Origin of the sequence: Sphingobacterium thalpophilum (assembly GCF_901482695.1) — a bacterium.
In the GTDB taxonomy this organism is placed as follows: Bacteria; Bacteroidota; Bacteroidia; order Sphingobacteriales; family Sphingobacteriaceae; genus Sphingobacterium; species Sphingobacterium thalpophilum.
On sequence record NZ_LR590484.1, the window covers coordinates 1,355,054 to 1,369,864 of the forward strand.

Here is a 14,811-nt window from a genome sequence, read left to right on the forward strand (position 1 = left end):
TGCTGTCGGCATTCCATTACCCATCTATAGCTTCAAGGTAGATATAGAGTGCTTATTTGTCCTGAATACAACGTACTGGGTAACCAGCTCTTTTAAAGTAGTTGGATGTATCCCAAGAGGTCTGGAAACCACGTCCCTGTCTTGCTCGATCATTTCCGCCCACTTCTGTATTTAACCAATAAATTGCAGAACTTTGTCTAACGCGTTGTGATCCATCAACGGTTTCTCTATGGCCAGCAGCCGGAAAACTCAATTTGATATCGCTACTTTTTCGGCTCGTCATAACATGCGCTGCAGTGAAGTCTCCTAATCCAACTGAAGTACCCGAAAATGGAATCCAATTTCCGATGGACGTGTGTCGCGTACTATTTCCTAAGCGGGTATATTCTGCCGGCGTAGGTACTCGATCTCCCGTACCACAAGGATCCAATGGCGCCTTGACAGGAGCAGCTTCTGTGCCGCTGTTCCAGGAACCATCAGGTGCGGGCGTCGTGTTCCATCCCGCAATTGCGCCATCGCCGCTGTACGCATTCGCTACAGCAGCCTGACGCCCCCATTGATAATAATTTCCATATAAGCCCTGGTTTGATGGCACAGCATCTGGATCATTAACTGCTGGATTCAGATTGGCCACTCCAAGATTATAGCGATCCCAGCGATGCCCAGCTATGACGGCATAGCGCGCATCAGCATCTGTAGCACTTCTCGTCTGATTGGATGCATTCACATAGCGGTCGCTGTTAAAACGTAGTTTCAGGGTATATGAATAGCCTGGTTTAAGGCCCTGGCCATCATTCGAAAAGCTGAAATAAACATCATTAGGATTAACATCATGTCCTACTTTGATACTTCCCGCATTGATCTTAATAGCAAATTGAAAATCCGGTAGCCCTTGCTGATTTACAATGACTGTCTGCGCGGTTGTACTGAGGTTCTGCATCTGATAATAATCAGGAGCTTGATTGACCCCAGTGCCGGCAATAACCTTTCCCGTACTCATATCAACAATTGGCGCAGTAACTGAGCCCGGAGTATAATCGATAAAACCATTCACAGCAGCTTCTGACATGTATCCTCCCTTCTGATAATTAGCCTGTCCAAAAGTGCCGGTAGCATCGCTGTTATCAACCAGAATGTTGACACGCGTAAACATGTGTTGCAGTGGCGTTGTCAACGGTGTTGCCGTATTATTGCCGAGGATTGTCACATCCTTCTCAACAGCACACATATAGTCTCCATTACTTTCCGTAACGCCCGGATAATTTAATGTGAATCCGCTATTCGGATCACTCGTGGGAAACATATTCTTGGAGGGATCCACAGCAGGCGGATCATCTGTCGTCGAACCGAAAGAATAGATAAAAAAGTTATACTTTTGTCCCGCTACAAGCTTATCTCCAAAAAAGACCTGATTCGGATCAGAAGCGTCGCCTACTGCCTGATCGACATAGGTACCATCCGTTTCAAACGCCACAATGCGATATTTCACGGCCCCTCTTAACGAAAGAGGTTTGGCTGCCGCTTTTTTACCAGCAGATGCCTTTAGTCCCGACGCAGTAGTGTTTTCTGAAAGTTCTGCAGTCACCGTAAAAGGACCAGACTGCACCTCCTTATACAGCACAGCAGGCTCTACTACTGTGCGATTTGATGAGGCCTTCGTATTGATCGATTCATTGTCAGTAAACTCTCCTTCCATTAGTGTAAGCCGCACACCGCCCTGATTTACTTCAAGGTTGTTGTTTGCTTTATCTTTACTACAGGAAGCAGCTATAATTAAAAGTGCCGCAACAGATAATTTAATCTTTGCGATTGAATACGTTATTTTCATATTTTGGTATTAGAGTTTAGACTGTTAGTTTATTGCCACCATTCACCGCTATTTGGATCTTTAGTTTCTGATCCACCGTTGGTCCAATCATTCTCCTGAACACCGGATCCGCCACCGGGCTGGCCCGAACCATTGGATCCGGCAGCGATGCCTTCTTCCATCTGTACCTGCACAATGTCTATCGCAGGTTTCATGTAGATTTTCTTTTCCATAATTTTAATTCTTCTCATGTTTTTGTATAGTTAGTTAACGAAATCAATATCTGGCTTTTTTAACCCTACAAAGATTAATATTGTATTCGATTAACAGGTAAAACTGCCCTATCACATAGCTATCACACTTATACCACTTACCTAACACACTATAGCAAAATCCGACAAAATCTAGTATTAAAAGGATTATATCAGACAAACATGAGGCATTCGTTACTTCAACTCATCCCGTTAACAATTAATTAGGCTAAGGATATTTATTTGTTTATTCAGCAGTCGAATTAAGCGCACTTTAAAGTAAATTTTCAACATTCAATAACCTTTTGCATCATACAAACCATAATTCAATTGACTTCAGGTTATCGCCGATAATATACTATGTCAATGAGAAAAGAAAACAACTAAAGATTTCAAATCGCAGCGCCGGACTTTCTAAATACTATAGTGAAATCACTGAAAATAGATCACCGACTACATGTTCATAACGATTTCTTTAATTAAGTTGCCAGACAATGGAAACAAAGAGAAATTTCACGGATACTTTCAAATACGTGCGAAGGTGTATAAGTAACCCCAAAAGGTAAATAAGGTCGTAGTAAAAGCTGGAAGCGTGACTCTAACTAGATGTCGACTGACTATGGGCGAAAAGAATAAAGGAATATACCATAAGGCCGGGATGATGCTGGACTTTTATGACCGTACGGCAGTATAACAGGACCGTAGACGCCCATAAACCGTTTCCGGTATCGCAGAGAGAGCGGTTCCCTCCGGGTCATCCAGCTGCGCGCAGCAAGTACCGCTGTAAACGGAAGAAGCCCTTGACTGTTTCCAGCAAGGGCTTCCGTGTAAAAAAAGGCACCGACCTACTCTCCCACCTGTTACGGCAATACCATCGGCTCTGGCGGGCTTGACTGCTCTGTTCGGAATGGGAAGAGGTAGACACCGCCGATATAGGCACCTAAAGATCATTTATGGTATCAAGCAGCTGGATGATGGTATTCAGGTTCCCCCTGCAGGGAAAATACCGGTCCGGCAGCACGCACCATACTGACATATATACCGAAAGAGTGTTCAAAAATTAAAGAGGAAGACAACAGTGTCTGTCTGCTTGAGAAAGCTTCGGGCTATTAGTACCACTCGGCTATGGTCTCTCAACCTTTACACCTGTGGCCTATCAACGTAGTCATCTTCTACGGCCCTGTCAGGAAGTCTCATCTCGTGGCCAGTTTCGCACTTAGATGCTTTCAGCGCTTATCTGCTCCAGACGTAGCTACCCTGCCGTACACCTGGCGGCATAACAGGTTCACCAGAGGTCTGTCCAACCCGGTCCTCTCGTACTAAGGTCAGATCCACCCAAACTTCCAACGCCCACAACAGATAGGGACCGAACTGTCTCGCGACGTTCTGAACCCAGCTCGCGTGCCACTTTAATGGGCGAACAGCCCAACCCTTGGGACCTTCTCCAGCCCCAGGATGTGACGAGCCGACATCGAGGTGCCAAACCTCCCCGTCGATATGAGCTCTTGGGGGAGATCAGCCTGTTATCCCCAGCGTACCTTTTATCCTTTGAGCGATGGCCCTTCCATACAGAACCACCGGATCACTATGTCCGTCTTTCGACCCTGTTCGACTTGTAGGTCTCACAGTCAAGCAAGCTTATGCCATTGCACTCCCCGTACGGTTACCAAGCGTACTGAGCTTACCTTTGAAAGCCTCCGTTACCTTTTTGGAGGCGACCACCCCAGTCAAACTACCCACCAAACAATGTCCTCCGCACTGCGGAGTTAGAAACCGGATACAGAAAGGGCGGTATTTCAAGGGCGATTCCACGGATCCTGGCGAACCCGCTTCAATATCTCCCGCCTATCCTACACATCCTGTACCCAGTCCCAATGTTAAGCTATAGTGAAGGTGCATGGGGTCTTTCCGTCCCGTTGCGGGTAACCGGCGTCTTCACCGATACCACAATTTCACCGAGCTCATGGCTGAGACAGCGCCCAGATCGTTACACCATTCGTGCAGGTCGGAACTTACCCGACAAGGAATTTCGCTACCTTAGGACCGTTATAGTTACGGCCGCCGTTTACTGGGGCTTCGATTCAATGCTTCTCTTGCGATGACATCCCCTCTTAACCTTCCAGCACCGGGCAGGTGTCAGGCCTTATACTTCATCTTCCGATTTTGCAAAGCCATATGTTTTTGTTAAACAGTCGCCTGGGCCTTTTCACTGCGGCTGCTCATCGCTGAGACAGCGCCCCTTCTCCCGAAGTTACAGGGCCATTTTGCCGAGTTCCTTAGCCATGATTCACTCGAGCACCTTAGGATTCTCTCCTCGACCACCTGTGTCGGTTTGCGGTACGGGTCTTCTTAACCTGGAGCTTAGCGGGTTTTCTTGGAAGTCTGATTACCTGCTCTATCAGCGCCGCCGGAGCTTTGCTGTACTATTGGGGTTCAGCTGGAGCTGCGGATTTGCCTACAGCTCCAATACCTACGCCTTTCAACGAACTATTCCGTCAGTTCGCGGCAGTGTCACTACTCCGTCACCACATCGCAGTTAAAAAGAGTACTGGAATATTAACCAGTTGTCCATCGGCCTGCCCCCTTCGGGTGCGCCTTAGGTCCCGACTGACCCTGATCCGATTAACGTTGATCAGGAAACCTTGGTCTTTCGGTGGGCGGGTTTCCCACCCGCCTTATCGTTACTTATGCCTACATTTGCTTTTCCATAACCTCCACACAGCATTACCACTGTGCTTCCCCGGCGATGGAATGCTCCCCTACCAGTTGTACATCTTTCAGTACAAATCCATAGCTTCGGTACCGTTCTTGATGCCCGTTTATTATCCACGCCCGGCCGCTCGACTAGTGAGCTGTTACGCACTCTTTAAATGAATGGCTGCTTCCAAGCCAACATCCTAGCTGTCTGGGCAGCCGGACCTCGTTAGTTCAACTTAGAACGGATTTGGGGACCTTAGCTGATGGTCTGGGTTCTTTCCCTCTCGGCCTTGGACCTTAGCACCCAAAGCCTCACTGCAAGACATATCTACCAGCATTCGGAGTTCGTCTGGATTTGGTAGGATTTGACTCCCCCGCACCCAATCGGTAGCTCTACCTCTGATAGACTCTATTCTCACGCTGTTCCTAAAAACATTTCGGGGAGTACGAGCTATTTCCCAGTTTGATTGGCCTTTCACCCCTACCCTCAGGTCATCCGGAAACTTTTCAACGTTTATCGGTTCGGTCCTCCATTACATGTTACTGCAACTTCAACCTGCCCAAGGGTAGATCACAGGGTTTCGCGTCTACCTCATCTGACTATGCGCCCTGTTAAGACTCGCTTTCGCTTCGGCTGCGCCCCTGAAGGACTTAACCTTGCCAGACAAGAGTAACTCGTAGGCTCATTATGCAAAAGGCACGCTGTCACGGAACTACTCCGCTCCAACCGCTTGTAAGCACACGGTTTCAGGTTCTTTTCACTCCCCTGTTCGGGGTTCTTTTCACCTTTCCCTCACGGTACTGGTCCACTATCGGTCTCTCAGGAGTATTTAGCCTTGCCAGATGGTGCTGGCCGATTCCCACAGGATTTCTCCGGTCCCGCGGTACTCAGGATACCACTATGCCTGTATTCTTTACCTGTACGGGGCTCTCACCCTTGTCGCGCAGTTTCCCACCTGCTTCCAGTTCATAGCACAGTACAATATCGTGGTCCTACAACCCCGTCCATGCCGTAACATGAACGGTTTGGGCTCTTTCCCGTTCGCTCGCCACTACTTGGGAAATCATTGTTATTTTCTTCTCCTACGCCTACTTAGATGTTTCAGTTCAGCGCGTTCGCGTATCATACGGCTATTCTTCAAATAGCCGGGTTACCCCATTCGGAAATCTTTGGATCATTTCGCATTTGCCGATCCCCAAAGCTTATCGCAGCTTATCACGTCCTTCATCGCCTCTGAGAGCCTAGGCATCCCCCGTGTGCCCTTATTTACTTTCTTCACCCCCCGGCCCTTTTGCCCGCCGGGAAGCTGCATGGATATGCCATCACTGACATTATCCCTACTGTTGTCTTCTCTTGTAATTTTTTTTCTCTTTCAGTATGTCAAAGAACTCTTTGGTAGATATAAGTAGTTAGATGTTAGTATTAAGATCATTATATGTCGCCATATCATCTCTAAATACTATATACTAAATACTATATACTATCTCGTGGAGAATAACGGATTCGAACCGTTGACCCCCTGCGTGCAAGGCAGGTGCTCTAGCCAGCTGAGCTAATTCCCCTTTTCTATCCGTAGTCCCGAGCAGATTTGAACTGCTGACCCCTACATTATCAGTGTAGTGCTCTGACCAACTGAGCTACGGGACTAGCTGTATTATTCCATCTCTCCTTCCGGGACCGCTCCTTTAAGGGGAGGGCACTTTCTTCTGATGTTTTCTTCTTTTCAATCATGTGGTACGTGACGGGCAACGGTCCGCGATGCTCTAGAAAGGAGGTATTCCAGCCGCACCTTCCGGTACGGCTACCTTGTTACGACTTAGCCCCAATTATCGGTTTTACCCTGACACGCTCCTCGCGGTAACATGCTTTAGGTACCCCCAACTTTCATGGCTTGACGGGCGGTGTGTACAAGGCCCGGGAACGTATTCACCGCGTCATTGCTGATACGCGATTACTAGCGAATCCAACTTCACGGGGTCGAGTTGCAGACCCCGATCCGAACTGTGAACGGCTTTTAGAGATTAGCATGCTGTTGCCAGCTAGCTGCCCGCTGTACCGTCCATTGTAGCACGTGTGTAGCCCCGGACGTAAGGGCCATGATGACTTGACGTCGTCCCCACCTTCCTCACTGTTTGCACAGGCAGTCTGTTTAGAGTCCCCACCATAACATGCTGGCAACTAAACATAGGGGTTGCGCTCGTTGCGGGACTTAACCCAACACCTCACGGCACGAGCTGACGACAGCCATGCAGCACCTAGTTTCGTGTCCCGAAGGACGGATGCGTCTCTGCATCCTCCACTAACTTTCAAGCCCGGGTAAGGTTCCTCGCGTATCATCGAATTAAACCACATGCTCCTCCGCTTGTGCGGGCCCCCGTCAATTCCTTTGAGTTTCACCCTTGCGGGCGTACTCCCCAGGTGGATAACTTAACGCTTTCGCTGGGACGCTGGCTGTCTATCGCCAACATCGAGTTATCATCGTTTAGGGCGTGGACTACCAGGGTATCTAATCCTGTTCGATCCCCACGCTTTCGTGCATCAGCGTCAATACCAGCTTAGTGAGCTGCCTTCGCAATCGGAGTTCTAAGACATATCTATGCATTTCACCGCTACTTGTCTTATTCCGCCCACTTCATATGGATTCAAGCCCGTCAGTATCAAAGGCACTGCGATGGTTGAGCCACCGTATTTCACCCCTGACTTAACGGGCCGCCTACGCACCCTTTAAACCCAATAAATCCGGATAACGCTCGGATCCTCCGTATTACCGCGGCTGCTGGCACGGAGTTAGCCGATCCTTATTCTTCCGGTACATTCAGCTCCCTACTCGTAAGGAGGTTTATTCCCGGACAAAAGCAGTTTACAACCCATAGGGCAGTCATCCTGCACGCGGCATGGCTGGTTCAGGCTTCCGCCCATTGACCAATATTCCTTACTGCTGCCTCCCGTAGGAGTCTGGTCCGTGTCTCAGTACCAGTGTGGGGGATTCTCCTCTCAGAGCCCCTAGACATCGTCGCCTTGGTGGGCCGTTACCCCACCAACTAGCTAATGTCACGCGAGCCCATCTCCATCCTATAAATATTTAATAATCCTCCGATGCCGGAAAATTATGTTATGCGGTGTTAATCTCTCTTTCGAGAGGCTATCCCCCTGATGGAGGCAGGTTGCTCACGCGTTACGCACCCGTGCGCCACTCTCACCATTGATAGCAAGCTACCGATGGATCCCGTCCGACTTGCATGTATTAGGCCTGCCGCTAGCGTTCATCCTGAGCCAGGATCAAACTCTCCATTGTAAAATGAAGTTTCTGATTCCGACTATTTATAATAATCAGAATTCTTTTTTAATATCTCTGATCTCGGACCGAATTGAACGGATTGATTGAATCTGTTCCATGACTTCCGACTTTCGTCTGTCTGCCCGTCACGCTACATGATTGTGTATTATTAAAGAACTTTATGCGCTTCAACTTCCGTATCCGCTATATTCAGACGGGCATTGCGCCCTCTTTATCTTTTTTTGTTTTTTCCGCCGTTTCCTGCGGGACTGCAAAGGTAGGAATCTTTTCCGGACTTCCAAAAACTTTCTGAAGTTTTTTTTTGGCTTTCTTTTTCCGGTTTCCGCGTTCAGCTACCGTTGAACCCTTCTTTTTTCATGGCTGCTTCTTCCGGAGCAGCCCGCCCTCCCTTGCGGAGTGGTGCAAAGATAGAAACTTTTGGAACAAACTTCCAAGACTTCTGTCCTTATTTTTTCCGTTTTTGCCCTAACCCGCTGGACAGGTGGACGATTGTTTTTGAAACCGGCGGCTCCGGGACCGCAGAACAGGGGCCGCAAGGACGGGCAGAAGCAAAAATCTCCGCGGAAAGCATCCGGTTAAGCAGAATGCTATCCGGATGCAGGGCAGAGCAGAAGCCGCCCGGAGCCGGGCGCAGTTCTGCCGGACCGCAGAGGGCAGAGCAGCCAGCTCCCCCGAAAGATGGACGGGCGTTTGAGCCGGGGCCGGAAAATCCGGCCCGGGGCAAACCATCTGAACGGAAAGACTCCGGCCGACCGGCAGGCGGACGGGAATCCCGGCACCATGGCCAACAGCGACGCCTCCCCCCGGAGCCCGGGGAACAGATCCTGAAGACGGGTTACCAGAGCCCGCAATACTCCGATAATCCTTGGCTCTCACTGCAGGACAGCAGCATGCCATCAGCACGGTGGCTCCGCCCTGTTTCCGTGCTGAGTCCGTGTTGAGTCCGTGTCCTGCACGCTCTCAGCGCCCCAGAGCCCTGTTCTCACTCCACGGTCATCCTGCCCCAGATGCGGATAAGGCACGGAGCAGCAGTGGATCCCCGGTGCACCACAGCCGGAGAAAACATGGGGCAGTACGGACACACGCACTCCGGACACACGATCTGCTGACTGCCGGGCCGATACAGGCCGGAAGCGCACGACCAGCTACGGATATCCGGTCCAACGGCCAAAGGGCAATCTGGCAGAACACAACATATATATTTAGATAGGCTTTACTTAGGGTTTGTTTAGGTTTAGTTTAGGTTTTCATTAGGTACTAGCTAAACTAAACCTAACAGAAATCTAACTAAGAAATATGTAATATCTAGGTAAATATGGAACTTGATTAATATATAACCTTTCCTTATACAGTCGTCCAGGATGCTAGGATAATTCAGGTAAACCGACTAAAATAGGCATTTCATTAAATGCCCCCAGAAATGCAGAACTTTCCGAGGGCAATATAGTAATGAGCGCCCTCCTACCTATTTAGTCAGACTGATAATCAGCGTTAATAAGCATGTGTCCTGAATTCGGCCAGGTGGGTGGAAGTCGCGCTGTTCATCGGAGCCGTCATCGTAATCCGAATATATCTCGCTTTGACGGGCGTCAGGCTATAGTCCTGCCATGCCGCTGGGCTATCAGCTGAATTAAACGTCAAGCCTTCAGCAATCATAGACCAGTTAACCTTATCTAAAGAAATTTCTACATTGAACGTCTTAAAGCCGCCAGTTGTATTATTATGACGTCTTATCATCCCAATGCTTCCTAAAATCTCTGTTTTACTCAAATCAATAATAAACCAGTGTGGATAGACCGGATTATTAGTAGAAGACCATGTAGAATGCCAATAGGTATTGATATCGCCGTCTATCAGACTCTGCGCTTTCCCGTTCGCTGCTCCTTCATTGGTCTCTGTTGAAGATGCTTCTGCCGTCCATGACAATTTATTTAAGGGTGCTAATGGATTCACTTGGAGCTTGTGTTCTGGGGACGTGAGGCCTTCAGTTTCGAATGTGTACGTGAACGTTGTCGCCTTTCCCTGCACGTCGAACGTCAATTTTCCTTTAACATCCGTATTTCCCTCTACTTTAGCTGTTTTTTTTACACCATTCAATTCATATTGCACCCGCACTGTAACCGGATCTTTAGTCGTATTATCCCAGACCAAAACCGCATCGCTTCCGCTCATGTATGAAAAAACTGTCGGCAACATTAATTTATATGTAATTAAACCAGGTGCCATTTCTACTTGTGTTGCTGGAGCTCGGTTCCATTCATCGTCCTGAAGTCTTAAACTAAAATTTATCTTTTTAGTTTCGTCTGTTAAATTCGAGATCGTTACCGTATCTTTAATATTGCCTTTTAGGCTAACCTCAAAAGATTTTCCGCCCACCGTATAAGACAATGTCCCGGGCAATTCACGTGTGGAAGTATTGGGAAAGATAAATGTCACACCACCAGGGACCGGATGCACAGAAACATTCTCTATTTTATAGTCAGCCTCATATGCTCTCGGCGTCAACGCGGTCCTCGTAACTTTGGAACCCGTACCGTCGGCAGTAAAATATTGCAACGAAAAATCATAATTTTTTAGTTCGCTTAAATGTATGACCAACGGGACATCGAACTTGGAGACATCAACTGTTCTGTCTTGCCCGCCATCTGTATATCTAACCTTAGCTTTTACAACACGGTCTGACAAAGCCGGCCAATGTATTTCCACATTCTGATTATAGGCTGACACATACGTCAAGTTTGTAGGTCTGGCTGTTGGTCTTGTTTCAGTTACGATAGGCTCCTGCTCTGTTTGTCGAGGAAATACAAGCTCTTCCTCTTTGCAACCCACCATAAATAACACCAGTATTCCCAAAATGACATTGAATGCCCAGCTCTTTTTCATTTTCCTTTTCATCACTAATAATTAAGTTTATCCCATCAACCAGGATGGGTTGAGGATTTACCATCTAATTCTTATTGTTTAGGCATTAAAAATTCTACTTCATATCTATTCAAAAACACCTGCCCTTCAAGTTTCCAGTCCTTTAATGTCCGTACTTCCAACCAATAAAATATCTGAGGAAAAAAATCAGCTGCCTGAACAAATACAGCATTGTCGCCCAACTCACAAGGAATAACTTCAGACGTCATCCTAGCATAAAAATCTCCTGTAAGCCCCATAGCACTCTTCCCAGAAATCTCATTTTTGATTACCCCGATCTGATCGGGCGACATTTTCCAGTACCCCTTCAGGCTATTTGCGACCGAAGACTGCGTTAGTTCACCTTCAAAGCATAAAGAATTACGTATTTCTTCCTGTGTAAAAGCCTTATTAAAAATAGATACATTGGACACATCGAAATCCACCAAATCGTAAGAAATATTGGGCCTATAGCCAAAAATCAACGGATCGTTCGTCTTGATATTCGCCACATTCATACCAGAAGTTGTCGTCTCCTGTGCCAATGTACCATTGTTATAAATCTTGATATTAATCTGGTCATTCCCTATAGCCTTGATGACCGTTGTCATGGTATACCATTCGCCATTTATTTTCGCGGTCTGACAAGTAGCTTCCTTAACACCATCGCTTATTTTCACCTGCAAATCATTTCCCCAGGTATAGTACATCCACCCGGGAGTAGCTAAAGAAGTATTAGAATCCTTACCGAATATCCCGGAGTACCAATAGTTGTAGGTATTCGGTTGATAAGTCGAAGAAATAATGGTGTTATTTAAATTAAATCTCAATCGGGCCGAAATCGTCAATTCTTTCGTGGTCGCCACATCATAGTCGCTGGCATTGCCGATATTGTCACTAACAGCTCTCACCCCCAAGGGTTTATTCCCGGTACCGTCGTATCCCCACATGCGGACATAACTCATTGGTCTGCCAGTAAGTTCAGCCCCTTTAAAATTTTTATTCTGGAATATAGCAAAAGTATTTCGTTCCTGCGAAGATCCTCCTCCATAAGAATTACCGATACCGCCGTGATTAGATGTGAGTATCACGAGCCAATCTTCATTTTGATAATTCCTGCGCCCCGTCAGGCCTTTATGAATCTCTCCGATATAACCATCCACCTTTTTTATAGCGTTTATATAATCGCTATTATCTGCTGTAAATCCGCCTTTTTCCCCCGCTTCTAATACAGAAGTAAATTGGACAATCATAAAGTCGGTATTTTTGGTATCGAATAAATTCAATACTTTGGACTTTACTTCTTCGTCGGAAGATCCAGTATAAGTCTCGTTTGCGCTGACAAGCAACTTGTCATTCAAAGTAGCAGACCTCGAGACCACGGTGGTTTTAAGGGAAGGTGCCACGGTGGCAATACGATATAACATTGAAGGGTAACCGGCTACATTCCCATGTGGGTCATCTTCATTTGGTCTCGGAATGTAGGACTCGTCGATAATATGATGATTGGAGTAAGTCACACCACTCATCATGGTCATCCAGGAGGATGGGTTGCTTGTATTCTCATCAGCCAAAGCATTGAAGGTATATTTACTTGTCTTCAGCAATTCGCCAATATTGACTGGCACATTCTTTTTTAATTCCTGCCCTACCAACCCATCGATGGAAATAAATAGTATTTTCCTTTTAACGGGTTGCTGCAGGTTTTGCTCATAATCCTCATAAATAGCAGGCGGATTAGCATATTTTGTGCAGCTTACCAGACATACTGCCCACATGACAAAGAGTAAGATCTTCTTTATATTAATAAATATTATTTTCATAACTTCAGTTTATATATCGTAAAACACCCCTATTTCAGCAATAGCCACGTGATTTGCGCCCCCTGTATTTGGATCTGGGAACACAAACTTCACATATTGTGCCTCCACTAAGTTGGGAAAAGCAAATTCCTTCAACGCGGCATTCTGTGCAGTTGTCTGAGAAGCACTACCCAGAGCAAACTGGCCCATATCCGTCCAATTTTTGTTATCGCGGCTGATATAGACGTTGACCTTAGTTGCAAATGTGGCATTTGCGCGATTTTTATAATAAAAGCCTTTAAATACATTGACCTCTTTCATATTCATGGTGAGCTCTACAGGAAGTGTCGTTGGGATCGAGCAGCCGGACCAACAAGTGTGCCAGTAGGTATTCGGATCCCCATCGGTCATGGCACTGAACTTACCTGTACTCTCATTAGTAGCCGTGGCCACATTGGCGGTGAACTCAAACAAACCACTAGGCAGGAAATAACGCGGTTGTAACACCCCGTCTCCGCCAGAAAATGTCAAAGGATTGTACTCCCAGATAGCCCGGTCCATTGGCGGATACTTTTCACGCATTTCGCGCTTCGCCGAACTACTTACAGGGATTCCCCAAGCGATAAAAAATCTATTAAAATCCTTTCCGGCAAAATTACATAGCTGACGATAAAAGTAATCCCGTTTTCCCTGGTCTAAAGATGTCGCAAAATTCTCATTCCTAGCCTTACTATAGATGTATGGAAAAAAATCCCAGCCTGGCTCGCCATTTTTTCCTGTTACCTTATCAAAAATCTGCAGAAAAGGCGTCAATCGTGCAAATGGATCATCTGCATCAATCCCCAGTTCGGCCGGAAAATTGGAGAAACTTTTAGCAGATGTTAAGGCAGCAAACTTTAATGCGGCAGGGATGGAAGTCTTAAGCGCCGGATGGAAGTCAATTCGGGAAGTAACACCACGATTACGCGCCGCATTGAAAATAAACAGGTTATTCGTAGTCTCCGTCAAATCTGACCAGCTCCATGCCCATGTCGCCTGATAATTGTGTCCTACCTCATGATAAGAGCCCCAGGACATCCCCTTTCTGATCGTATTTGGATTTGTTAGTTCGTCTAACCAATATTCATCTTCCTGCATTACCCAAGGACTGCCACTATGCGCATATCCGAGTGATGGATGGATGTCCATGACACCTCTTTCCCAAAAGTCCGGATACCGGTTTACTTGCTCCGCAGCATTTGCCGAAAGTCCCATCCAATTATAGTAATCTTTAACATAGGTTTCATCCCACAGACGCAATGCTTCATCGACCTGATCCATTTTTCCCGTCTGAATAAATTTGACAACAAGCGACCGCGGCACGGAAAAAGCAACCCGTTGCCCAATCAGATCCATCCAAGGAACATCTTGTGTCAGGACCTGTTTTTTCCAATCGGCAACTGCTGTCTTTCCCAGAATAAAATCGGTGGATTTGACAGCACCGGTCACATGTATATTAACGGGAGCAGTACTTGCTTTCTGGTTGATAATCCAAATCGTTCCACCGTATAAGTTCTTAATGTAGTTTGTACCGGGAAATAACTCCTTTCTTGTAAACAACATAGGATCTCTACGAGGAGCATCCTTTCCGGTAATATTGTCTGTGTGCACACCAATCTGTACCGTCAATCCGCTGATGCCTTGTGGCACCGTGATTCTAATAACTTCGCCGGCAGGAGCATATAGTCCGGTTGTATAAATTGGCGCCGGCGTTACACTGACTTTATATTGGTATGAGCTCACGTATTTCCTATCCATTAACATCGAAATAGTTGTATCTTTTATGCGAGCAACATTTTCTCCGACCAATCCTGGGTATATACGAGCTTTGTGGTACAAGCTTTTATCTGCTTTTCCCATCGTTGTATCTGTCAATAACGGCGTTTCCGTAGAGTCTCCCGATTGGTAACCGTCCGGAAATTCAGCCCCATATTTACTGCAGGACGATGCAAAAGTGATCAGTCCTACAAATAATCCAAAAACTAAATATCTCTTTCTCATTAGGTCAAAATTTG

General features: G+C 46.7%; 6 protein-coding genes, 2 tRNA genes and 3 rRNA genes. 1 reads left to right on the plus strand and 10 read right to left on the minus strand.

Annotation, left to right across the window (positions count from 1 at the left end; translation table 11 throughout):
• Positions 1-52 precede the first annotated feature (52 nt).
• The 7 genes from FGL37_RS05880 to FGL37_RS05910 form a co-directional block, all read right to left on the minus strand.
• Positions 53-1,828, minus strand: a complete 1,776-nt coding sequence (locus FGL37_RS05880) for a hypothetical protein (protein WP_051607073.1) — start codon at positions 1,826-1,828, stop codon at positions 53-55.
• Positions 1,829-1,857: 29 nt separating this feature from the next.
• A complete protein-coding gene (locus FGL37_RS05885) occupies positions 1,858-2,058 on the minus strand; it encodes a hypothetical protein (protein WP_028070810.1) in 201 nt (66 codons plus the stop codon).
• Between the two features lie 832 nt (positions 2,059-2,890).
• Positions 2,891-3,002, minus strand: a 5S ribosomal RNA gene (rrf, locus tag FGL37_RS05890).
• 146 nt (positions 3,003-3,148) lie between these two features.
• Positions 3,149-6,032 (minus strand): 23S ribosomal RNA (locus FGL37_RS05895).
• Between the two features lie 212 nt (positions 6,033-6,244).
• Positions 6,245-6,318, minus strand: a tRNA-Ala gene (locus tag FGL37_RS05900).
• Between the two features lie 11 nt (positions 6,319-6,329).
• Positions 6,330-6,403 (minus strand) — tRNA-Ile (locus tag FGL37_RS05905).
• Positions 6,404-6,523: 120 nt separating this feature from the next.
• Positions 6,524-8,051 (minus strand): 16S ribosomal RNA (locus FGL37_RS05910).
• Together the 16S, 23S and 5S rRNA genes with 2 tRNA genes alongside form the textbook arrangement of a ribosomal RNA operon.
• A gap of 359 nt (positions 8,052-8,410) precedes the next feature.
• Between FGL37_RS05910 and FGL37_RS05915 the strand changes: the two genes are divergently transcribed.
• Entirely contained in the window at positions 8,411-8,995 is a 585-nt protein-coding gene (locus tag FGL37_RS05915) for a hypothetical protein (protein ID WP_138096692.1), read from the plus strand.
• Positions 8,996-9,545: 550 nt separating this feature from the next.
• Here the strand turns inward: FGL37_RS05915 and FGL37_RS05920 are convergent.
• The 3 genes from FGL37_RS05920 to FGL37_RS05930 are packed head-to-tail and all read right to left on the minus strand — an operon-like array spanning position 9,546 to position 14,797.
• On the minus strand, positions 9,546-10,949 hold the full coding sequence (locus tag FGL37_RS05920) for a discoidin domain-containing protein (RefSeq protein WP_028069188.1): 1,404 nt from the start codon (positions 10,947-10,949) through the stop codon (positions 9,546-9,548).
• Positions 10,950-11,008: 59 nt separating this feature from the next.
• Positions 11,009-12,778, minus strand: a complete 1,770-nt coding sequence (locus FGL37_RS05925) for an alkaline phosphatase family protein (RefSeq protein ID WP_081817816.1) — start codon at positions 12,776-12,778, stop codon at positions 11,009-11,011.
• Positions 12,779-12,787: 9 nt separating this feature from the next.
• Positions 12,788-14,797, minus strand: coding sequence for a M60 family metallopeptidase (locus FGL37_RS05930; protein WP_028069190.1), 2,010 nt, complete (start codon positions 14,795-14,797; stop codon positions 12,788-12,790).
• Positions 14,798-14,811: the final 14 nt, after the last annotated feature.

Bases quoted from the DNA above. Each gene is read 5' to 3' on its own strand.
- FGL37_RS05925 (WP_081817816.1), bottom strand. From the start codon at position 12,778: ATGAAAATAATATTTATTAATATAAAGAAGATCTTACTCTTTGTCATG.
- FGL37_RS05915 (WP_138096692.1), top strand. From the start codon at position 8,411: ATGGCTGCTTCTTCCGGAGCAGCCCGCCCTCCCTTGCGGAGTGGTGCA.
- FGL37_RS05880 (WP_051607073.1), bottom strand. From the start codon at position 1,828: ATGAAAATAACGTATTCAATCGCAAAGATTAAATTATCTGTTGCGGCA.
- FGL37_RS05885 (WP_028070810.1), bottom strand. From the start codon at position 2,058: ATGAGAAGAATTAAAATTATGGAAAAGAAAATCTACATGAAACCTGCG.
- FGL37_RS05930 (WP_028069190.1), bottom strand. From the start codon at position 14,797: ATGAGAAAGAGATATTTAGTTTTTGGATTATTTGTAGGACTGATCACT.
- FGL37_RS05920 (WP_028069188.1), bottom strand. From the start codon at position 10,949: ATGAAAAGGAAAATGAAAAAGAGCTGGGCATTCAATGTCATTTTGGGA.